General features: G+C 34.2%; 16 protein-coding genes. 8 read left to right on the forward strand and 8 right to left on the reverse strand.

Going from position 1 to position 23,861, the window contains the following annotated elements; translation table 11 throughout:
* Positions 1-24 precede the first annotated feature (24 nt).
* The 5 genes from ABIN61_05065 to ABIN61_05085 are packed head-to-tail and all read left to right on the forward strand — an operon-like array spanning position 25 to position 10,854.
* Positions 25-3,846, forward strand: a complete 3,822-nt coding sequence (locus ABIN61_05065) for a hypothetical protein (GenBank protein ID MEO0293575.1) — start codon at positions 25-27, stop codon at positions 3,844-3,846.
* Positions 3,847-3,856: 10 nt separating this feature from the next.
* Entirely contained in the window at positions 3,857-6,856 is a 3,000-nt protein-coding gene (locus ABIN61_05070) for a FecR domain-containing protein (GenBank protein MEO0293576.1), read from the forward strand.
* A gap of 11 nt (positions 6,857-6,867) precedes the next feature.
* Complete coding sequence (locus ABIN61_05075) at positions 6,868-8,451, forward strand: hypothetical protein (GenBank protein ID MEO0293577.1); 1,584 nt, start codon at positions 6,868-6,870, stop codon at positions 8,449-8,451.
* A gap of 5 nt (positions 8,452-8,456) precedes the next feature.
* Positions 8,457-10,097, forward strand: a complete 1,641-nt coding sequence (locus ABIN61_05080; GenBank protein ID MEO0293578.1) for a hypothetical protein — start codon at positions 8,457-8,459, stop codon at positions 10,095-10,097.
* A complete protein-coding gene (locus tag ABIN61_05085) occupies positions 10,078-10,854 on the forward strand; it encodes a response regulator (GenBank protein MEO0293579.1) in 777 nt (258 codons plus the stop codon). Before ABIN61_05080 ends, ABIN61_05085 begins: the two co-directional genes overlap by 20 nt.
* On the opposite strand, the gene ABIN61_05090 is transcribed toward ABIN61_05085, so the two are convergent.
* The 7 genes from ABIN61_05090 to ABIN61_05120 are packed head-to-tail and all read right to left on the reverse strand — an operon-like array spanning position 10,847 to position 18,473.
* Positions 10,847-11,650: a DUF72 domain-containing protein gene (locus ABIN61_05090; GenBank protein ID MEO0293580.1), complete on the reverse strand. Its 804-nt coding sequence runs from the start codon at positions 11,648-11,650 to the stop codon at positions 10,847-10,849. The two genes, ABIN61_05085 and ABIN61_05090, sit on opposite strands and share 8 nt — an antisense overlap.
* The gene (locus ABIN61_05095) at positions 11,647-12,183 is read right to left on the reverse strand and encodes a DUF4416 family protein (GenBank protein MEO0293581.1); all 537 of its coding nucleotides are present in this window, start codon (positions 12,181-12,183) and stop codon (positions 11,647-11,649) included. Before ABIN61_05095 ends, ABIN61_05090 begins: the two co-directional genes overlap by 4 nt.
* Positions 12,153-12,911 (reverse strand): prepilin peptidase, encoded by a 759-nt coding sequence (locus ABIN61_05100; GenBank protein ID MEO0293582.1) that lies wholly within the window; start codon positions 12,909-12,911, stop codon positions 12,153-12,155. The genes ABIN61_05095 and ABIN61_05100 overlap by 31 nt, the downstream gene beginning before the upstream one ends.
* Positions 12,908-14,749, reverse strand: a complete 1,842-nt coding sequence (gene mnmG, locus ABIN61_05105) for a tRNA uridine-5-carboxymethylaminomethyl(34) synthesis enzyme MnmG (protein ID MEO0293583.1) — start codon at positions 14,747-14,749, stop codon at positions 12,908-12,910. Before mnmG ends, ABIN61_05100 begins: the two co-directional genes overlap by 4 nt.
* 43 nt (positions 14,750-14,792) lie before the next feature.
* Positions 14,793-16,673 (reverse strand): tetratricopeptide repeat protein, encoded by a 1,881-nt coding sequence (locus tag ABIN61_05110; GenBank protein MEO0293584.1) that lies wholly within the window; start codon positions 16,671-16,673, stop codon positions 14,793-14,795.
* A gap of 2 nt (positions 16,674-16,675) precedes the next feature.
* A complete protein-coding gene (locus tag ABIN61_05115) occupies positions 16,676-17,497 on the reverse strand; it encodes an AAA family ATPase (GenBank protein MEO0293585.1) in 822 nt (273 codons plus the stop codon).
* 13 nt (positions 17,498-17,510) lie between these two features.
* A complete protein-coding gene (locus tag ABIN61_05120) occupies positions 17,511-18,473 on the reverse strand; it encodes a hypothetical protein (GenBank protein ID MEO0293586.1) in 963 nt (320 codons plus the stop codon).
* Positions 18,474-18,589: 116 nt separating this feature from the next.
* Here ABIN61_05120 and ABIN61_05125 point away from each other — a divergent pair, with 116 nt between their 5' ends.
* From ABIN61_05125 to trpS, 3 genes are all read left to right on the forward strand, one after another.
* A complete protein-coding gene (locus ABIN61_05125) occupies positions 18,590-19,459 on the forward strand; it encodes an isoaspartyl peptidase/L-asparaginase (GenBank protein MEO0293587.1) in 870 nt (289 codons plus the stop codon).
* Positions 19,459-20,685 (forward strand): hypothetical protein, encoded by a 1,227-nt coding sequence (locus ABIN61_05130; GenBank protein MEO0293588.1) that lies wholly within the window; start codon positions 19,459-19,461, stop codon positions 20,683-20,685. The genes ABIN61_05125 and ABIN61_05130 overlap by 1 nt, the downstream gene beginning before the upstream one ends.
* A gap of 122 nt (positions 20,686-20,807) precedes the next feature.
* Complete coding sequence (gene trpS / locus ABIN61_05135; protein MEO0293589.1) at positions 20,808-21,785, forward strand: tryptophan--tRNA ligase; 978 nt, start codon at positions 20,808-20,810, stop codon at positions 21,783-21,785.
* Here the strand turns inward: trpS and fusA are convergent.
* Positions 21,782-23,854 (reverse strand): elongation factor G, encoded by a 2,073-nt coding sequence (gene fusA / locus ABIN61_05140; GenBank protein MEO0293590.1) that lies wholly within the window; start codon positions 23,852-23,854, stop codon positions 21,782-21,784. The genes trpS and fusA overlap by 4 nt on opposite strands.
* Positions 23,855-23,861: the final 7 nt, after the last annotated feature.

A 23,861-nucleotide genomic window follows, 5' to 3' on the forward strand; every position in this document is an offset into this window, starting at 1 on the left:
AGAAATAAAACCAAGGAGGAATTAATGAAATTTTATAAAATCACAATTCTATTTATATTTTCTTTGTTCTTAAAAGCTCAGTTCACCTTAAGAATTCATCAACCTCCTCCAAATCAGTTGAAAATTGAAGATCTCTGGTGGATTGATATAACCAATAGTTCTAATACTTCTCGGAATGTCTATCTACGTGGAGAAGTAAGAGAACTAAGAAAAGGTCTTTTATTTAGGGGTAGCACAAATGAATTTACAATTCCTTTAGGAAAGACAAGAATAAAAGCAACTGATATAAAAGAGTTAAGAGATAAATGGTATAGAGAAGAAGATAAAGACTTTATTGTAAGAACAGGCTCTGTTCCTCCAGGGGATTACACTGCCTGTGTGTATCTAATAGATGCTTCTACAAATCAAGAACTCACTCACCAATGCATAAATATCTTGGTTCAACCATCTGGACCGCCAAGATTAATTTCCCCTAAAACAGGAGAACCTTTAAAAAATAAAAGACCTATATTCACTTGGACAAGACCTACACCTTTACCCCCAGGAGAAAAAGTTTTTTATAAAATTAAAATCGTTGAAATATACGAAGGGCAAACAAAAGAAGAAGCAATAAGATCTAATCCAAGTTGGTATGAAGAAGAGAGAATTAGTAAAACCACTTTCCAATATCCTATTAAAGGTAGAGAATTGGATCCCCAAAAAAGATATGCCTGGCAAGTTCAAGCCTTTTATAAAGAAGGATTCCCTCTAGGTGAAAACAGAGGGTTAAGCGAAGTATGGGAAATTGGTCCTATTATAAAGGTAAAACCAATACCTTTACTACCTTCTTATTTAATAATAGGAGAATTTTTAATAAAAAATATCACTTATACTTCCTTCTCTCTTGACTCTCTCTCTGGAGTAGGAGAATCTTTTTTCTTAGAAAAGAACCTCCCTACCCATTTTGGAGGTCCTATTTTTACTTTAACTCCTGTAAAATTCCAGGTAAATTTTCAAAAATTGAAAGTGAATTGGGAAAAAGGAGATACTGGTAAGGTTATCTCAGGAGAAATAATTGAAAGTTTTCCTAATCCAATTGAGGTGAAAGTTGAAGGTTATCCTGTTTTTGTCCACAATGTTCATCTTATGCCAGACTCAGCAATTGGAATTATAGGAGTAAGTATTCCCTGCCTATATGATACAGCTGGTTGTAAAACTATTGAAATAGAATCTTTTAAAACAAAAATTTCGCCTATTTTAGACATATATAAAGAGCTTGAGTCTGGAGAAAGAGGCCCTTATAGATTGGGAGAAACAGGGATTCTAATTAAATCTAAGGAGAAAATAATAATTGATTTAAGCCATAAAATTACTCCCGGGAAAATAGAAATTCAGTTAAAAAAAGGAGAAACAGTGGAACAAACTCAACTTGATACTTGCAACACCGGTTATCTTTACGCACATTATATTTTCAACAACGCCGTTTCTACTCCAGCTGGATTCAACGCAACATTTCAGCTCGCCGCTCCTTGGACATTCCATTCTTTAATCCCAATGGGATTTGAGGTTCACATAAATGAAGGGTATCTAAAAATAGATAGTTGTAAGATAAAAGAAGGTAAATTTAAAAACGGTTATATTGTCCTTCCCTCAGACAGTAATGGAGTAACTGATGAGATGGGAAACCCAATTCAAGCTACTTATGATTCTCTCCTTGTCAACTCTTCCTTAGATATTGGAGGGAAGCTCAAAATAGATAAAGAGATGAGATGGGGTGGATTTGGACTTAAAGTCGTTCATAATTCTAAAATTAAACTTCCAGCAACTTCTTATCAATACTACTCAATTGTAGAAAAAGACACTTTTGTCACAATAAATCCAGACACCTTAATAGGTCTTGTAATTTCAAGAATAGACCAGAGATACGACTTATTAACTGTTTATTCCAAAGACTCTAAAGCCCCTATAAGGTTTGAAAGATTAGGAGCCCCAGAAAACAAAACTGGAGGCGGATGGTTTAACCTTGAAATGCAAGGAATGAGAGGTTATTTATCCTCAGATAGTAGAACTCCTCCTTTAAATGTAAAACTCGGAATTCCAGGAAAAACAGGTTATTTATCAGACAGCTCTTTTAACACAACCTTCACTCATAATGAAATAGACTCAACTTTTATGAAATTCTGGTTTTTGGGAAATTCCTCTTTTAATACCGATCTTAGAGGAAAATTCCAAATTCCTTATCCTTCTAATATAAAACCTCCTTTCAGAGAATTGGGGATCACTTCAACAGGAAGTTTTGCTGGGGGAAATGCATTTTTCCCAAGCCTAGCTCTTACTTTAGATTACTGGGGAGTTGGGATTTCTTCTAAAAGAGGAGTAATTAGTGTTAAAAAAGGAGAAATTGTTTACACAAATGCAGAAATCTATGAACCTGTCCATTTCTCTAAAGGATTTAATATAATCTGGGGAGAAATGCTTTCTGATGGAGACTTGGGAGAATTTTACTTTAACCACAATGCAGCGCACCAGAAATTTGATGGATTTCCAATAACACTTGATTCAGCTGCTCTATCAGAATTTGATCCATCAAGATCTGGAGAACTTGTCGTAAAATGTGGAATTCATTTTAATTTCTTTGGTGAACCTGATACACTCATCACAATCCATGATGCAAAATATTCAGCAACAACATCACCCTATTTTGGACGAATCGTTTCCATAGAACCAAGCAAATTTTCTATTTATAGAAACTGGGGGTCTGGTCTTGCAAAAATGGACTTCAAAGAAGTTGGTTATGATGCTATAGATCAGAACGGATTCATTGGCTTGGGAAAGGTTGATTTTAACTTTTTTACATCCTCACCTATAAATGCAGAAATTGAGCTTGATAGTATTTATATAAAAATATGTATTTTAGAAACAAAGCAACATAATCTAAGACTCTCTTATGTTGAACTCACAAGTCTTGGAGAAATTTGGGGGTGCGCTGTGATTGAAGGAGACGAGCTAAATACAATAGCTTTGGGAGGAAGATTAGAAACTTCTACAGGAGGAGGCTTTGAACTCCTATCACCAAAAGCTGGAACTGGCGTTGAAGTGAAAATGGCAATTACCCCAAACATCATAAATTTTGATGCAAACGGAATAATGTATCTATATGTCTTTGGTGTCGATCTTGAAATTAATGGAAGTCTGTTTCTTAAAACCGATCTATCAAGAGGAAGTGTAGAAGGAGAAATAAAAGGAGCTTTTGATTTAAGTGCTTTAGGTTTAGATATTGAAGCAGATGGTCAAGCTAACTGGTGTTTTGCACCTCTTTCAAATTATATCCAAGGAAGATTGGCTGTTAATATATGCGAAGTCGGTTTCGGTAGTGGTCTTTCTGGAGGCCTATTTATAGGAATTAACGCCCCAAAGGATAAACTTTGGGTTCTTCGTGAAGGTAGTAGTCTTAATAGAAAGTTTGGAATTAACCTAAATTATATCCCGAATAATGTAACAGGTGTTTACGTCTTTGGAGATACAGAATTTTCCATTAGCCTTGCCGGAGTTATTGAAGGAGGGATTGAAATGTATGCAGGGGTTGGGGCTTTCTTGAATTTAACCCCAACAGAAGATGGTAGTATAATTTACAGCACTCTACTACCACTACCCTATGCTGTTGGAATAGTTGGAGTTTACATATATGGAGAAATCTTATGGGGAGTCCTCTCGGCTTCAGCTTGGGGAAAACTTGCAATGTATTTGGGAGATCCAATGGGATTTGAAGGAACTTTCGGTCTTCGTGCGTGTGCACTTTGGGTCTTTTGCGGAGAAGTAGAAGTAACCGCAGGAATGAATTCAAAGGACGGCTTCTATTTAGAATAGGAGGTAATAGATGTTTTTAATATTTCTTTTGGGAACCACATTAAATCTTTACACAAATGATGTTACAATTAAAAGGAAAGATACTACTCTCATTCCTACAATTGGGATGGAATTAAAAGAAATTGATACTATAATTGTTAAAGATAGCTCACGAGCCGAAATTCTTTATCCTGATAGTTCTATTATATATTTGGACGAAAACACGAAAATTACCACAAGCGGTAAAGAAAAACGTTCTATTTTTATGTCTTTTGGAAGAATCTGGGCTAAGGTTAAAAAGTTAATAAAAGGAGAATCTTTTGAAGTTAAAACTCCTCTCTCAATTTCTGGAATTATAGGAACAGAATTTGAAGCTTATTATATAGAAGATAAAATGGAAGTAAAAGTCATTTCAGGAAATTTAAATTTAAGAAATATAGAAACAGGGAAAGAGACTATTCTAAAAGAAGGGAGAATGGCTTTAATTGAAAAAGGGATGGAAACAAAAATCCAGAAATTTAGAAAAGACCAGCTAAAACATTGGTATGAATGGAAAAAAGAAGATATTGATTTCCTTTTAAGGAAACTATCCGAAGCTAAAAAATTAGGTGATGTAACAAAAGAAGAAGCTTTAACTTCCCAAATAAGAGCCCTTGCGGAAAGATTAAACATGCTTGAAGAATACAAGAGAAAAATTGATGAAACTAAAGGTTTAGTTCCACTTTTAAAAGGGGAAATTAAGCCAACCGAAAAGGACTTCCTTTATGCTATAAGTGGTGATGTTTCAAGAGGAAAAACATTTATTCTACTTAAATGGCCTAAAAAGGAAGGAATTGAAGCCTATGATATTTACAGAATAGAACTTCCCTCCACTTTAATTCCAGAAAAGCCAATCAATTCTGAACCCATCTCTATTATGAAAGATTGCGAAAAAATAAAGAAAATTATTCTTCCAGGTTCAGAAGAATACGAAGTTATTGTGAAGGTTTTATCTTCTTTGAAAACAAAAAGTGCAAAGGAAATTCTTCCTAAAACTCCTCTTGATGATGCTCTTTTAATAAAGCCTATTACACCATGTGCTATCTCCCTAATTTCAGAAACCAGCGAAGCTTACAAAAGCCTTCTTGCTTTAAGTAACAAATATTGGAAAATAGCTTTACTCCTTGGTCAAGCCTATCTTGATAGCAATGTGGTTGTTGGAAAAAAATATTTGTATTTAATAACTCCATCAAAGAAAACAGAAAGAGAAATTATCCCCATTGACACTGCAATAGTTAAAGCTGGAAGCTTCACTCCTCTACCAGCTCCAACAGAAGTTACAGCTCAAGCTGGGGATAACAAGGTTCTTATTCGCTGGAATGATGTAAAAAATTCTCTTGGTTATGAGATTTACAGAAGATCTCCCACTGAACCAGCGATCAAGATAAACGAAGCAGAAATAATGCAAAAATGCACTCTTGACCTTTATGGGAATAAAATCTCAGCAAAAAATTGCTTTATAGATTTCATGCGATGGGATGAAGGAGGGAATCCCAAAAAACACTTGGTTGGAACAGATTCTATTTATGGCCCCTATAATGGAGTTAATTATTCTTATAAAATAAGAGGTTTAGATCTCCTCGGAAGACCAGGGGCTTTTAGCTCTCCGGTTTCTGCAAAACCTCAAGACAAAACACCCCCTGCAATTCCTTATGGAATAACTGTAGAAGCTTATCCTGATGGACTTTTAGCAAAATGGCATAGAGTCACCCACGATGAACTGGGACATCTTGAACTTGGAGGGATAAAAGGATATAGAGTTTACCGTTTTAACTCTGCCGATTCTCTTAAAGATAGTGTGCTTATAAAAGCTCTACTTCCAGACACTTTTGGAGCTTTCCCATTCTTCAAAGACACAGATCCTTCTTTATTTTCTGCCTATGGAGAAAAGACTTTCTGGTATAGGGTAAAAAGTGTAGACAATTCAGGAAATGTAAGTGGATTCTCCCCATCAGCTGGAAATCATCTTCCAGACACAACACCACCATCTCCTCCACAAGATCTAAAAGCAGAAAGCCACTCTAATCATATTGCTCTTTCCTGGAAAAAACCAAATCCAGTTCCATCTGATCTTGCTGGATACAACATATATAGGGGAGTTTGCGGAGGAGATTCTGTTTGCGCTGATAGTGAGAGAATTGGCGAGAGAAAAGAATGGGTGTGTATAAAAACAGAATATAGAATCTATCCATTATATCTTGTGGGTAACAAAGATCACCCTGATAGTCTCTCTTTCAATGACTATACTGTTCCAGAAGGCTCTCCAATTTGTTATAGGTATTCCATCAAAGCTTATGATAGAAGTCAAAATTTAAGCGACACTTCTAAGACTGTTTGTCAAAAACTAAGAGAAGAAACACCCCCACCACCACCTATTATCGTCGGTTTAAAAGCAAGAGACCGCGCAATAAAAATTGAATGGGTTGCCCCACCGGTTCAAGACTTATTTGGCTTTATTGTAGAAAGAGCGGAAAAAGAGGAAGGACCTTATAAGAGAGTAAGCGATACACTTATTTTTCCTGTAGCAATAGGTTGTGAAGACATTCCCCCTATAAACCGTTGGGCAGCTGACTCAGTTTTTTCCTTTCTTGATACGACAGTTATTGAAAAGAAGGTCTATTGGTACAGAATAAAAGCGGCAGATTACCAAGGCAATATTGGTAAACCTTCCATTCCAATAGAAACATACACTTATAGTTTAAGAACTCCTCCTACTCCTTATAACTTATCAGTTACTCAAGTTCCTGGAGAGTGCGCTCTACAGGTAACCTGGAGACCAACCTATGACCCAAAATACGCCGGGTTTGTTGTATTCAGAAGTATAGAACCAACAAAAGGGTATCGTCAAATAAGTCCTATAATAAGAGGAAATAAGTTTATAGACAAAAAGATAATTCCGAATAAAGAATATTGGTATAAAGTTCAGTATTTTGCTAAAAATGGAAACCGGTCTCCTACTGGAGGAGCAGAAAAGGGGAAAGCAACTCCTTGAAAGGAGGATAAATGAAGAAGATAAATTTAATCTTTGCCATTTTTATTTTTCTAGCAACAGCTTCTTTACAAAGCGGAGATGAGTTTACAAAACTCCACACCTGGAGATTCGAAAATGTAACTTACTTTACTGATGCAAGTGGAAAAACAGTCTTACCTTGGGAAATATACACGCGGGCTTTTATAGGAATTTGCAAAGACTCAAATACTGCAAAGGTCCTTTGTCCTTTAGATTATGCTTTTTATAAAGCTTATAATGCAGCCTTTGCCATTGCATCTGGAAATTGTTTTGGAATGAGTTTACTCGCAAACATTATATACAAAGAAGAAGGACATCTTGGTTTTTGTAAACCTATTTATACTTATTCTGGTGATTATAATGGCCCTGCTTCAGCCAAATTATGCACCACAATTACAGTGATGCAATGTCATGAATGGAGTCATGCTGGAATTTTGTGGATAGCAGAAAATATAACTGGAACTCATCCAAAGGATCCAAATTACGCTTATAAACAAATTGAATATTATCTATCTATGGGAGACTTACCTCTTATTACCCTTGTAAAAAATGATAGTATGGTAGGACATACATTGATCCCATATAGATTAAAGGAAACTGCTTCGAAACGCTACATTTATTTATATGACCCAAATAAATGGTATCCTCCCGATTCGGATTTCTACGATAACAATAAAAATTACATAGAGATTGACCGCGGAAGTGGTAACTGGTCTTATGAATTTAAACCTGGAGAAATTTGGGGGTCTCCTGACGGTTACATTTTTGCAACACCAATGTCTATTGTAAAACCACCCTCTCGCAATCCTCTACAGCTTGGAGGAATAACTGATGCGTTAAATCATATTTTCTTAACAGGAGCAAATATAGCTCAAATCACAGATGGAGAAGGTCATAAGTTTTATAAAACAAGCGGATCTTCACACACCCGACTCTCAGATATAGAAGATAACCCTAGACTCAGAATAAAAAACTTATTTAGAATGCCAGTTAATTCCGCAAAAAGAGGCTCAAATATAAAGGAAATTCCTGAGATTTATTTTGCAATTAATTCTTTAGGAAAAGATCTTAATTTTGAGATTGCTTCAAGAGGTGAAAAATACAATTTTGAAATAGCAGGTAAGGATAATATTATAAAATTGACTTCTCAAGGAGGTCTTAATGGAAGAGACCTTTTAAACATAAAGAAACTTTCCACTCTTAACGAAGAAATAGAATTAACAACCAAAAGAAGCAATCCTAATTTTGAAATAGAAATCTATAAAAAACTCCCAGAAAAAGAGATGGCAAGAAGGTTTAAGATTTCTAATTTAAGTCTTCCAGGTTCTATACCTATTAAAATAAGATTATCTAAAGATAGAGAAAGTCTTCTTGTTAAAGGAGAAAAAGAATCAATTACTTGTAATCTTGAGATTACCCAAGTTATAGGTAACAAAATAACAAAGATGCCAGTTAAAGTAATAAATGTTCCTGGTAAAGATTGGCATGAGGTCTCTCCAAGTGATTGGGATAAATTAAATGATGCTACAATAAAAATAAACAAATTACCAATTACCCCTCAGCTCCCTAAAAAATAAAAGATATGAAAAATAGAATATTAATCCTCATTTTTTTCTCCTTTCCTTTTTATGCTGAATTAATTAAATTCTCAGGTTATACCACTTTATATGGAGAATATAATGATATAAATGGAGACACTCTAATTGAACCCACTACACAAATGAGATTCTTTCTCAATCCAACAATATCAATCGCAGAAATGCCCATTTCTTTCGAACTATGTTTAAGCTCTTTAGAATCAAAAGCTCGTCAAGCTTTAAATAAATATAGAATAAGTATCCAACCCGAAAAACTATTAAAAGAAAAGGCCAACCTTCCAAGTTTTATATTTTCTATCTCTAACATTGAATTTGGAACCTGTTATCCATATTTTTCTTCTCTTACTCTCTCTGGGATTCCTCTAACTGGAGGTGTGTTTGAACTAAATCCAGGAATTTTCCATCTTGAAGGTGCAAAGGGAACTATACAAAGAGGTGTAACTGGGTCTGATTCAACCTTTACAGAATACGCTTATGAAAGAAGTATGTTTGCCTTTACGCTTGGATTAGGTAGGAAAGAAAACTCCCATTTACATTTTATTTTTCTTCATGGAATTGATGATACAAATTCTGTTTCTCCTTATTTTATTCCTTTAGGAAGTGATACGGATAGTGTAGAGGTTTTAAAACCAATGGAGAATTACCTCCTTGGAGCTCTTCTAAAACTTTCTTTCTTCAATAATAAGTTCAATATAGAATCAGAATTTGTAGGCAGTGAACTTGTAAGGGACATAAGGACTCCAGAGCTCCCTTCTTCTGAAATCCCCTCTTTTATTAAGAATCTCTTGCATCCGAAAATCAGTAGCTCTTTTGACTTAGCTTTTCTAATAAATTCCTCTCTAACCATTTACAATACAGAAATTAGTGGTTCACTCACTCTTGTAGGACCAGGTTTCTTTTCTTTTGGAAATCCATATCAAAGAAATGACCTTTTGTCCTACAAAGGAGGCTTAAAACAAAATCTATTTAACAACACCCTATTTTTATTCGCCTCTCTTTCAAAAGAAAAAGACAATCTAATTGGAATAAAAGGTTCAACAACTGCTTTCCAAACGCACGAATTAGGAATTGGTTTCAATTTTTCTGATTTTCCTTCTATCCAGTTTAGTTATAGCCCTTATAGTGAAAAAAATGATTCTATTAATTTAGATAGAAAGTGTGATATGTTTTCCATAAATACAGGATACAATTATAATTTTATGAATTTAAACAACAACACCACTCTCTTCCTCTCTTATCAAAATTACGAAGACACTAATGATTCTTCAAATTATTCAGGCAAAGCTATTTCTCTTTATCATGACATCAGTTTTATAAAACCCTTAACAATTTCTTTTGAGATTGACTTCTCAGAAACAAATTATCCTGATACAGTAGAAAAAACTTTATCTCTTGACTTTGGAACCTATTACACTTTCCTTGAAAAATTAACAAATGGAATTGGAGTTAATATCTCTAAGGAAAAAGAAACTTCTAAAAAGGGTTTATATTTAAACTCCTCTCTATCTACCAAATTTCTTGGAAATTTAACCTTGGAGGTAGAAAGAAATTTTTATTCCGGAAAGCTTGAAAAAGAAAATTATGATGAATGGCGAATAATTGGAAGTGCCTCAAGAAAATGGTAAAATAATGAGAAGGAAGAAAATCCTAATAATAGAAGACGATTACGACCTTTCTGCCTTAATGATAAGACACCTTCGTTCAGCCAATTATGATGTTTTTAATGTGAGTGATGTAATTCAAGGCGTTCAGATTGCAAGAAAAGAAAAACCTGACTTAATCGTTCTTGATTTAATGATTCCGGGAGGTGGAGGAATCACTGTGTTAGAAAGATTAAGTAGACTCCCCGAAACGCAAAATATACCAGTTATAGTGCTTACAGGGGTAGAAGATCCTGAAATAAAAGAAAGAGCTCTTAAAGCTGGAGCAAAGGAATACATAGAAAAGCCATATAATGCTCAAAAGCTTCTTAAAAGTATAGAAGAAAATATTAAAGAAGAAGAAAAAATAATTGAGGGTAGTTCAGGCCATATATTAATAGTGGATGATGATAAAGATTTCACAAAAAAACTATCCATAGATTTACAGAAAGCCAATTACAAAACTACCATTGCTTATGATGTTGATCAAGGTCTAAAGATCGCAAGAGAGGAAAAACCAGACTTAATAATTCTTGATATATTAATCCCTGGTGGAGGTGGATTTACCTTTTTAAAAACCTTAAGAAGTATCATTTATACTCAAAACATCCCTGTTATTGTGCTCACTGCTGTAAAAGACGAAGAATATAAAAAGAAAATGATAGAGGCGGGTGTAAAATATTACATTGAAAAGCCTTACGACTTAAATATTTTACTAAATGCAATTGAAGTTGCTATTTAAGTTTTAATAATTCTATTAAAGCTTTTGCATTCTCATACATTTGGTAATTATTAAACATACAATAAATTCTTTCTTTTTTATTTAAAAGAGTTTCAAGTTTCTCAGCTAAAATCTCTATTTCTTCTTTTTTATAATTATAATTGTAGTTATACTTATTCTTATTTAACCCATGAAGTCTTATATATCCAATTGGATGATTAGAAAGAGGTTCCTCTCTCATAATATCTACTATATGAATAATGTTAAGAGAATCACAGATATACTTTATCTTTTCAGGAAATTTTTCCCAAGATCCTCTTGGTTCCCAAGCTATCTCAAAATTTCCTCTTGTTATTCCATCAAAAAATTCCATTATATTTTTTTCATTCTCCTCAGAATAACCAAAGCTTATAGGTGTTTGGATCACACAAACTTTAATCTTTAATGCTTCTCCAACTTCTTTTATCTTTTCCCAAGCCTTAAATATCTCTTGATTCGGTCTTAGATATCCAAAACTTTCCCTTTCTTTATCAGTTAAATTCCCCTTAAAACTTCTCCAGGTAGGGCTACTAAGGGGATGAGTTATTGCTTGCCAAGACTTCATAGTAAACTCAAAATCTTTCGGGACTTCTTCCCTCCATTTAATTGCTGTCTCTACCTTAGGGAGTTTATAAAAAGTTTCATTTAATTCTAAAGAAGGGAAAATATAAGAATAAGCCCTTAATTTACTACCATATTTTTCCTTCCAGTTTTCCTCGGGTTTATACCTTGTATAACCACAGGTTCCAATTATAATTCTTCTTAAAAGACTCCTCATTTTACTCTAAAATTATTTTTCATCTCCAAAAACTTTTTCTTACACTTCATAGCAAATTCTAGAAAAATTTCACTCTGATAATCAGGATATGTCCAAGCTTGGGGCTGAAAACCAGTCCCTTTATAAATTAGTGTAACCTCAGCAAAAACTCCTTCTCCAAGATAAATCCTATGAGAAAAATTTTTTGTCGTCACAAGAACAACCCTATTATCACAGATTCCCCCCGGATCACAATTTACAGTTCTCTTATCCCCTACACAAAGACTTTTTTCCCAAAAAAGAGTTTTATGTTTTATCTTTACCAACTCATTTTCTGGTATCACCTTCTCAATAGAAACCCATTTCCTCCTTAAAGAATCTCCCATTTCATCTTTATAGTAATCTGTAAAATTAAAAGGAATTTCAGGGCTCTGAATATCTATTTTCCCTATTTTACTTATTTCGTTTAAAACAAAAGAAAGCCCTTCTTGCTCTTTATATATAATTCCAAAAAATATTTTTGTTAGGGGAGGAAAAACCGGATTATTATCCATTCTCCATAGAAAAAGATAATAACACCACCGATCGCCAAAAAAGGACCATAAGGAATCTGAGACTTTATTGAAAGTTTCCTTCTCCTTATTTGAATTAATCCATAAATAGAACCTAACAAAGCACTCACCATAACTACAAGAAGTAGTCCAGCCCATCCAAGAAAAGCTCCTATTAAAGCAGCAAGCTTCAAATCTCCAAAACCCATAACATCCTGTTTGTATACAAGCTTACCAAAAGTTATTATTATCAAAATAATTATAGCTCCTAAAATAGCCCCTAAAAAAGAAATAAAAGCTATTCCCCGAAAAATAGAAAGAATTAGCCCAATCACAATCCCGGAAATAGAAAGGGAATCAGGGATAAGAGTTGTTTTAAGGTCAATAAAAGAGATTGGAATAAGCAAAGATATAAAAACAAGAAAAGTAAATAGTTCAAGGGATATTCCAAGACGAAAATAGCTATAAAGAAAAAAGAAAGCACTCAATATCTCTACCAAAAGATACGTAATAGGGATATCAAATTTACAATTTCTACACTTTCCATTAAGAATAACATAACTTAAAATAGGAAGATTATCTCGCCACCGTATCTTTTCTCCGCAGTTAGGACAATGAGAAGGAGGATTTATTAAAGAAATCCCTTTTGGTAACCTATATATAATTACATTAAAAAAACTCCCAAAAGCCGCACCAAGAGAAAAAAAGAATATCCCTAAAAGAATTTTCATTTCACTATTTTTGCTTCTTCCTTTTTACTCTTTTTCCTTCTTTGAATATAAAACATTAAAGCCTGCATATCTGTGGGTTTAACTCCGGAAATCCTAAAAGCCTGCCCAAGGGTCTCAGGTCTAATTAAAGAAAGCTTCTCAACACTTTCAGTGCAAATTCCATGAATTTCAGCATAATTAATATCTAAAGGAATTCTGACATTTTCCATTTTTTTAAATTCTTCTATTTTCCTTTCCAACCTTTGTATATATCCATCGTATCTTATGTTTACCTTAACAGTTTCCCTAATATTTTCATCAATTTTTATATTCAAAACTTTTTCTAACTCTTCAAGTTCTGTTCTCTTTAAGAGACAGAAAGCTGTCGTTGGTTTCCTTATAGCTGGAAATTCCTTTGGAGTAACAACTCTTTTTTTAAGGAATTTTTCTGTTTCCTCTATTTTCCTTTTTCTTTCTATAACCTCTTCATATCTTTCTTTACTCAAAAGTCCAAGTTCATATCCATATTTGCTAAGCCTAAGATCGGCATTATCTTGTCTAAGAATCAAACGATATTCCGCTCTTGAGGTAAACATTCTATAAGGCTCTTCAGTGCCCTTAGTTACAAGATCATCTATAAGAACCCCTATATAAGCTTCGTCTCTCCTAAGAACTAAAGGGGGTCTACCTTCTATTCTACAAGTAGCATTTATCCCTGCAATTATTCCTTGAGCAGCAGCTTCTTCATATCCTGAAGTCCCGTTTATTTGTCCTGCAAGAAATAATCCATCTATTATTTTTGTCTCAAGAGAAGCCTTAAGTTGGGTTGGATAAACAAAATCATATTCAATTGCATAACCTGGTTTTAAGATTTCAACATTTTCGAGCCCTGGAATTGTTCTTAAAAATTTCTCTTGAATCTCAAGAGGCAAAGAGGAGGAAACTCCATTTAAATAAACCTCATAAGTATCTAAACCATCTGGTTCTACAAAAACATGGTGATGTTCTTTCTCTGGAAATTTCAAAACCTTTGTTTCAATAGAAGGACAATATCTTGGTTCTTTCCCCACAATTCTTCCTTGAACAAGAGGAGAATATTTTAAATTTTCTCTAACAATTTTATGAGTATTTTCATTTGTCCAAGTAAGATAGCAGGGAACATTTGGAGGATTAAAATTTTTGGTTCTATAAGAGAAATGAAGAGGAGCTTCATCCCCAGGCTCGGGGGTCATCTTAGAAATATCAATACTCCTCATATCCACTCTTGCTGAGGTTCCGGTTTTCAAGCGACCTAGTTGAAAACCTGCTTTCCTTAAAGAATCTGACAGCCCCAAAGAAGGAGGTTCTCCAAGCCTTCCGGAAGGGAAAGATTCCAACCCTATATGAATAAGACCAGATAGAAATGTCCCTGTTGTAAGAATCACTGTTTTTCCAAGAAATTCTTTCCCATTAGATGTTCTTACCCCTCTAATCTTTTTTCCTTCTAAAATTAAATCTGTAACCTCACCTTCAACCACTTCTAACTCTTCCATTACTCTCCTTTTTATTGTCTCTCTATACAATTTACGGTCGCTCTGGGCTCTTAAAGCCCAAATAGCAGGGCCTTTTTTTGCGTTCAATAATTTAAACTGTATTCCAGTTAAATCAGTATTGTAACCCATTTCCCCTCCCAAAGAATCAACCTCAAACACAAGTTGAGATTTAGCTCCTCCCCCCACAGATGGATTACAAGACATCTGTCCAATAAACTCTTTATTTATTGTAATAAGTAGACAACCAAAACCCCTTCTTGAAGCAACAAGCCCTGCTTCTATTCCAGCGTGTCCTCCTCCTACTACTATAACGTCAAACTCTTCCAACTTATCTCCTTTTGAAACTAAAAATAACCACAGTCAAAGCAAACTAAATATAAGAAATTTTACCGCCCTTTTTCTTCTCAATGGATTCGCTTTTCTTCCCAACTTCTTCCACCTCGCCAGATAAAACCGAATCCCATAAATTAGCCCCTTCTTCTGAAAGCTCCTCCCCCAAAGAAAAAGCTAATTCTTCTTCCACTTCCTCCCCATTCATTTTCCTACTAATAAGTTCAATTTTCTTTTTAGCATTTACAAATTCAGGATCTATCTCAACAGACTTTTTATAATTAATAAGAGCCTCTTCATATTTATCTTCTTTAGCGTATAAATTCCCAAGATGATAATAAAACGCCGCTTTTTCATCCTCCCTAAAATTATCAGTATTTACAACAATCTTATAAACATTCTTAGCCTTTTCATTCTCTCCTAATAGCTCATGACAAAGACCCAACATCTCAAGAGACTTTAATCTCCAAGTTCTTTCTTTCATCGCTTTCTTAAATTCTTCCATTGCTTCTTCTATAAGACCCATTTCTTTATAAGTAATTCCAAGGTTAAAATGAGCAGCATAATCAGTAATATCCAATTCCTCTTTTGCTTTCTTCTTAAATTCCTCTAACAAAACCTCAAAAGGAACTCCCTTTTCTTCCCCTTCTTCCTCTAAAAAGATTTCTTCTTTTACCTCTTCTTTAAACAAATTATCAAAATCAATCTTTCCTTTTACTTCTTGTGATACTTCTTCTCGAATCCCTCTAAGGGCATTTGGATCTATCTTCTCTATTTTATCTAAGATTTTCTCAGCTTCAAGATGAGCTTCCTTTTTCTTCAAACATTCATAAAGAGCAAAATATCCTTCGATCGTTTTTTCCTTATCGTTTAACTTTAAAGCACTTTGAACCATCTTTTGTCTAAAGATTATGCTCAAAGGTTCTAACTCTGCTATCTTTTTGTATATATTATAAGCTTCCTCATAAACCCCTTTATTAAAACTAAACTCTGCAGCTTTATTATAATACTCCAAAGCTTCCTCTTTAGCTCCCACAGATTCATAAAGCTCTGCAAGACTAATCCAGTCTTCCCAACCAGAAACAGTTACCTCTATCTCCTCCTTTGGAGAAATAGAAGTAACACTTTCTATTTCCTCCTTCATGTCTAATAAATCTGCAGCACTTTCAATAAAAGGTTCCACACTTTCATCTAAAACCAACTCTTCCTCAGGTTCCACAACAAGACCAATCCCCTCTTGTTCAAACTCTACTTTTACTTCCTCTGGTATAACTGTCTTTTTATCTTCTAATATCTTAGTTTCCTTTACAGAACCCATCTTTGAGGACAGAGCCTTTATCTTAGATTCTATTCTCTCAACATCCTCTACTCTTCCTTGTTCTTCATATATGTTTTTTACTTCCTCTAATTCTGAAAGAGCCTTATCATATTTATTCTTACTTTCATAAATTTCTACAAGTTTAAGCCTAATCCCTATCTTTTTAGGCATTATATTTACAATATGTTCAAGGCTTTCAAGAACCCCTTCAAAATCCCCTTCTTTTTTATACAACTCAGCTAACTCTTCATACGCTAGGACTGCATCTCCTATAAGACCTTGTTTTTCATAAAGAAAAGCAAGCTCTTGTTTAACTAATAATTCGTCTTCTCCAAATCTTGAAAGCATTTGAGCTAAAGCAGTTGCATTCTCATAATATTCCAATTCCTTATACCTTTCTAAGGCTTTCCAAAAATAGTCCTTTGCCTTCTTTTTATTTCCTAATCTACTATAAAGAGTGCCCAATTCCTTAGCATTATTGGCATCATTTGGATCTAATTCATAAACGTTCTCCAGATATTCTACTGCTTTTTGATAATCACCTTTAAGTTTTGCCTTATTTGCTTCGTTTTTTAAAGCCGCTATTTTAGTATCTTTTAGCATAGTTACCTATTAAGCATAAGTTCTTCGCCAACTCTTTTTATTATTGATTCCTCTATTATCTTTCTTCTTAGTAAAGCCCCTTCTAAAAGCGCATTATCACAAATTACATTAATTGACCTTGGAATACCCAAAGTAAAATCATATATCAATTTATAAGCTTCCTCACTAAATATCTTACTTGTCGCTCCTGCTTGTTCCAATCTATAATTTATATAATCTATGGTTGAATTAAGAGTTAAAGGAGGTAGGCTAACAATCGCTCCGAGCCTTTGTCTAAAAGAAATATTGTCTTTTATTCTCTCATATATTTCTTTCATCCCACTCAAAATAATCGTGAGCAACCTAAACCCCTCCAATTCCAAATTTGAAAGACCCCTTATTTCTTCAATCACCTCTGGATTTGTAATATTATTAGCCTCATCAATAAGAATTACTGTTTTTTTATTGGTTTTCCTAAGCCTTCTTTCAAGTTCCCTAACCAATTTTGTTTTCATCTCCGTTCTATCTTCAGAACCAAATTCAAGACCAAGAATCTCTCCCAATTTTTTATCAAACCACTCAACAGAAAAATTCGGCTGAGTAATTGTCAAAATACTAACAAAAAACTCGGTATTCCCATCCAAATCTGCAAAAATTTTTCTTATAATAGTCGTCTTCCCACAACCCACATCCCCTGTTAATAAACCCAAAGCTCTATTTTTTCTTATAATATGAAGCAATTTAACAAGAGCTCTTGAATGCTCAGGTCCATTATAGAAAAAACTTGGATCCGGAATATCACGAAAAGGTTCTTTATTTAACCCATAAAAAGATTCATAATTCACTCTTTAAATCCCCTTATAGAAAAACAATTTTTTTCTCTTTAAATTCCCCCTCTTCAGGTTTAATGTCCCTTTCCACTTTTTCTCTTACAGTTACTCTTAAAGGAACCTTCTCTTCTCCTTTTTCCTCTTTCCTTACTTCTTTTGGAATACCCAAAAGTTCTCTTACATTCTTAAAATCCGGATCAATTTCATATATCTCTCTCAAAACAGATCTTGCCTCTTCTAACTTCCCAAAATTTCTAAAAGATTGAGATATAGAATACAATTCTTCTAATTTCTCTATTCCTTCTAACTCTCTTGCAAGAAAAAGAGAACTCTCTAACGAGCCTCTCTCACGTAAAAGAGCCACAAGCAACCTCTTAGAGTTATGAGAACTATCTAACTCTAAAATCCTTCTATAATTAGATTCCGCCTCTTGAAGTAAATTCTCTTTATGAAAAGCCCTTGCAAGGGCGTATCTTAAATCTATTTCATAATCAGGTTGTGGCGGAATAAAACTCTTAAGTCTAGAAAGGATTTCTTCTTTTACATCTCTAAATACAAGTTTTTTTACACCTTCATCTTCTGGGTAATTTTCTCTAAGAATTTTTAAAACCTGCTCGGCAGACTCTCTATTACCCAAAAGAACGTAAAACTCAAAAGCCTTCAAATAATTCTCTTTCGCCTCGTCCGGAGAACCAATTTCCCAGAGGAGAGTGCCCATTTCAAGAAAAGAATCCGCATCAAACTCTCCTTCTAAGATAAGTTGACTTGGCCAAATAACATTTTTTAATTCCATTGGAAGATCTTTTAAAATAGCCACAAGATCCTTTACACTTCCTCCTTTTTCAAGAAATTCTTCAATATATCGCTTGGCTTCTTCAAAAAAACCCAAACTTCCATATCCTTTAACGATTTTAAGAATATCTTCAAGATTTCCTCTTTTTTTATACTCCTTCAATGTCTTTACTATTAAATCAATATTTTCTTCCTTCAATAAAAACTCCTTTTTATTTTAAAATAAACAAAAACTAAAGAAAAGTCAAGAGTTTATGTCATTTAGTCTTAGAAACTCCTGTTGACAAATAGAACAGATTTAATAGAATTAATCTTATGATAGAAGAAATACTTTTATTAGTTCATGGAGGAGCAAGTAAGAAATTAAGAGACTCCTCTTTAAGAGAAAAAGTGCTTGGGGAAGCTCTAGAGGCAGGTTTCGTGGTCCTAAAAGAAGGAGGAGAAGCAGCTCTTGCAGTTGTCAAAGCAATTATGGTAATTGAAGATTCCTCTGCTTTCAATGCAGGAAGTGGCTCTGTCCCAAATCTTTATGGAGAAGCAGAAATGGATGCCTCAGTTGCAACTTCAGAAGGAAAATTTGGCGCTGTAATCTCAATAAAAAATGTAAAAAATCCTGTAAGAGTAGCTTACGAAGTAATGGATAAAACGGAACATTTAATTCTTGCCGGAGAAGGAGCACTTCAATTTGCAAGAAGCAGAGGTTTCAAAGAATATAATCCATTAAGCGATGAAATGAAAAAGCTATTTAAAGAAAAAAACCAATGTGATGAAAAAGAAATAGAAAAATTGAAAAGTTTATATTCTAACGAAACAGTTGGAGCAATCGCAAAGGATAGCTTTGGTAATATAGCCGCAGCCCTTTCCACAGGTGGTCCTATTTTTCATCTTCCAGGTAGAGTTAGTGACGTGCCTATCTTAGGTGGAGGAATTTATGCCTCTCCAAGAGGAGCAACCACAATTACTGGACCTGGGGAGGTTATAATAAAAGAAATGATTGCCAAAAAAGTGGATGATTATCTTGCTGAGCATAGTGCCGAAGAAGCTGCCATGGATTTAATCCAAGAATTTGACATAGACTTTGGCATTGCCATAGTAGATCAAGATGGTAAAGTTGGAATAGCTTATAACACGGAATCAATGAGTTGGGGGATCAAAACCTCTACTTACAAAGAAGTGCAAGTATAATGACGGTTATTCTATTATTTTCTTTTATTGAATATAATGTGGAAATTGAAACATTTAAAAGAGGTTCAATATATTCAAATAATTTAAATTTATCTTTAGCAAATAGAGGAAAATGGCTATTTTCTCAAATCGAAGGAGGAATTGGTTTTGATTATACATCCACTAAAAATGATTTTGGGCTTTCAGATATATTAATAAAAAGTGGAGCAAACAGGAGTATAAGAGAATTTCACTTAAGCCTCTTTCCTATCTTTCATTTTCCTGGCAGAACCAAAGAGGGTCTTTTAAGAAACTTCTCTATTAAAGAAAAGGGAAAAGGTATAGGGATAGACCTTTTGACAAAACTTTTAATGTTTCGTATTGAGAACGAGTTTGAATTTATAACTTATTCAACAGAACCTGTTCTAAGACACTATTTATTTAATTCAAAAATTCAATTTAACCCTGATACTTTAATCTTTAGTATTAGCTACAAATTAGAGAGATTTTTAATGTTAAGTCAAACTCCTTTTATGTCTGTTTATATAACACCAAATATAATTCTATCAAAATGGAATAACTTTGAGCTTTCCTTAGGGATCTCGTTCCTTTTATTTGGGGAAAGAAAAGAAGAAATAACTCCATCAAATATCCTTTTAAGGGAAGCCGGGGTAAATACAGGATATTACGGAATTCCTTCTTGGAGCTTCTCTTTTGGGATTTCCTCAAAAAATTATGAAAAAAAAATAAAAGAGCTTTTATCATTAAGAATATTTCTTGTTGATGAAGAAGGGAATCCAATCTCAGGATTTGTCTCCGTTGCGGATTTAGGTAGTTTTCAGATAAGAGAAGGAGAAATGAAATTTGAATTACCAAAAGGAATTTATCCAATTTCTGCTTACGCAGATAATTTCATTTCTACTGATACTGTTGTTTTACTTAAAGAAAAAACAGATATATTTTTAAAATTAAGAGAAAGAAAACAAATTTCTCTTCTCAAAGGAAAAATTAAAGATGTAGAAACTGAAGAGCCAATCAGCGCTAAAATTATTATTGAAAATTCTGATACAATAAAAACACAAAATGAAACAGAAACAGGAGAATATAACATTTACCTTTCCCCTGGAAATTACATTTTAAAGATTATCTCCGAAGGTTACTATCCTTACACATCTCTAATTGAAGTGAAACAAGAAGAAGTTATTGAATATGACTTCAAGATGCTACCAATTAAAAGGAAAAAATAATGACTTTTAAAAAGCGTTTTCAAAAATATACATATAAGCCAAAGTCCTATGGTTATCTAATAATTTTGCTTTTATTGATAATGAGCCTTATAATATTTCTGAAGGTTTTCAAAGGAGGTTAAATGCAAAGAATACTTAGTGGAATAAGACCAACAGGTAAAATCCATATTGGGAATTATTTTGGTGCCTTAAAAAACTGGGTAGTGCTTCAAAGTGAATATGAAACATTTTATATGGTAGCTGACTGGCACACTCTAACCACCAATTACGAAGAATCTCAAGAGTTAAGGAACAGAATAATCGAAACTGTTGTTGATTGGTTAGCAGTAGGGATTGATCCAAAGAAATCGGTTCTCTTTGTTCAGTCCCAGATAAAAGAACATGCAGAACTTCATCTTCTCTTCTCTATGTTAATAACTGTTCCAAGGCTTGAAAGGAATCCAACCCTTAAAGAAATGATAAAAGATAGTGGACTTAAAGGGCAGGTAAGCTATGGACTGCTTGGATACCCGGTTCTTCAAGCTTCTGATATATTAATTTATAGAGCAAATAAAGTCCCAATTGGAGAAGATCAACTTCCTCATCTCGAAATCACTCGTGAATTTGCAAGAAAATTTAATAGTGTATATAAAACCATATTCCCAGAGGTAGAACCAATCTTAACAAAAACACCAAGAATTCCTGGTTTAGATGGCAGAAAAATGTCAAAATCCTTGGGCAATGCTATATACATTTCGGATAGTTACTCAGAAATTAAAAAAAAGTTACTCTCAGCTTTCACAGATCCTAAAAAAATTAGAAAAAATGATCCTGGGCATCCAAAAGGTTGTGTGATTTTCGCATATCTTTCTGCCATTGAGATTCCTAATCTTAAGGAAGTAGAGAAAGAATGCAAAAAGGGACAACGAGGCTGTGTTGAATGTAAAGAGAAAGCAGCCTCTTCACTTAACGAATTTCTTACTCCTATAAGAGAAAAAAGAGAAATTATATTAAAGGAAGTTGATGTAGCTGATATCCTCTATGAAGGAGCAAAAAAAGCCTCTATTAAAGCTAAAGAAACAATGGATATGGTAAGAGAGGCAATGGGTTTGTGGGTTTAAGCTTCAACTTCTTTCTCCATAACTTTCTCTGGAACTTTTTCATATTTATGAAACTCCATAAAATACACCCCTCTCCCTCCTGTTAAAGAACGAAGATCTGTAGCGTAACCAAAAAGATTTGCAAGTGGAATAAGAGCCTCAATCATTGTTACTTCTCCCTTATGTTCTACATGTTTTATTTCTCCTCTTCGCGAATTAACATCATCCAAAATAACCCCAAAAAATTCATTTGGAACGGTTATTTCTACTTTCATAATAGGTTCTAAAAGAACAGGATTGGCTTTCTTATATGCACTTTTGAATGCCTTAGAAGCAGCTATCTTATATGCAATATCTGTTGAATCCACCTCATGATAAGAGCCACCCACCAAAACAACTTTACATCCTAAAATTTCAAAACCTCCCAAGCTCCCAGAAGACATTGCCTCCTTAATTCCCTCTTCAATTGCTCCCAAGAATTCCTTAGGAATTTCAGTAGCTTTAGCTTCGTTTACAAACTGAAATTCCTCTGCTGGTTCTAACCTTAAAATAACATCCCCATATTGTCCTTTTCCACCTGTTTGTTTTATAAACCTTCCTTCAGCTGTAGCTTTTTGTGTAATAGTTTCTTTATAAGCAACTCTTGGCTTTCTCACTCGTGCTTCAACTTTTGATTCCCTTCTTAGTCTTTCCATTATAACCTCAAGGTGTAATTCTCCCATTCCATAGATTAAAGTTTCCCCTGTGTCTTTATCATTTTTAACCAAGAAAGTAGGATCTTCTTCTTGAATTTTGTTTAAAGCAGCCATTAGTCTCTCCTGATCTGAAGCAGTCTTTGGAGAAACACTTGTAAAAATAACTGGCTCAGGAACTCTTGGGGGCTCAAAAAGAATTGGCCTAAGAGGATCTGTTAATGTATGTCCTGTAGCAATCTCTGATGGGCCAACAAAAGCTCCAATCTCTCCCGCTTCTATAGAATCAATTTCTTGTCGTCTATTAGCGTGGACAAGAAAAATTTTAGAAATCCTCTCTATTTTACCCGTATTAACATTTAAAACTTTTTCTCCTCTTTGGATCTTCCCTGAATAAATTCTTACAAAAGCAAGCTTACCATGAGGTTCTGCCGCTATTTTAAAAACAAGAGCACTAAAAGGTTCTGAAGGATCGTTCTTTCTCTCTTCTATTTCATCTGTTCCTGGCACCTTCCCTTTGGGAGGAACAACTTCTAAGGGCGAGGGGAGATAATCAACAATTGCATCCATAACTTTCTGAACGCCAACATTCTTAAGAGCAGATCCTCCAAGAACAGGGAAAAAATCACCCTTAATTGTTCCTTTTCTAATGGCTCTTTTCAAAAGGGAGGGTTCTATCTCTTCCTCTTTAAGGAACTTCTCAACCACCTCATCATCATAAAGACTAACCTTATCAAGAAGTTCATCCCTATATTTTTTTGCTAAATCAAGATATTCTTGAGGAATTGGAAGTGATTCAAAATTAAGACCCATCTCATCCTTCCAAATCCAAGCTTTCATTTCAACAATATCAACCAATCCTCTTACCATATCATTATGAAATAGAGGAATGCCTAAAACAAGAGGTGTTACTTTCAACTTCCTTTTCATCTCCTCTACGGTTTCAAAAAAATCCGCCCCTTTTCTATCTAACTTATTCACAAAAGTAATTCTGGGAACATTATATCTATTTGCTTGTCTCCAGACCGTTTCAGACTGAGCCTCAACGCCCTCCACCCCACTAAAAACAACCACTCCTCCATCAAGAATTCTAAGACTCCTTTCAACCTCAACAGTAAAATCAACATGTCCAGGTGTATCTATCAAATTTATCCTCTTCCCTTTCCAATAGATAGTTGTAGCAGCAGAAGTAATAGTAATTCCTCTTTCTCTCTCTTGATCCATATAGTCCATAACAGTCGTCCCCTCATCTACTTCTCCCATTCGATGGACCTTCCCGCTGTAAAAAAGAATCCTCTCTGTAAGAGTGGTCTTTCCTGCATCAATATGTGCTATTATTCCTATATTCCGGACGTTTGGAATTTCAACCCTTTTATCAGAGTAATTTTCCTCGGACATTGAAGAT

Source organism: candidate division WOR-3 bacterium, assembly GCA_039804165.1.
Lineage (GTDB): Bacteria > Hydrothermota > UBA3072 > UBA3072 > UBA3072 > JAFGHJ01.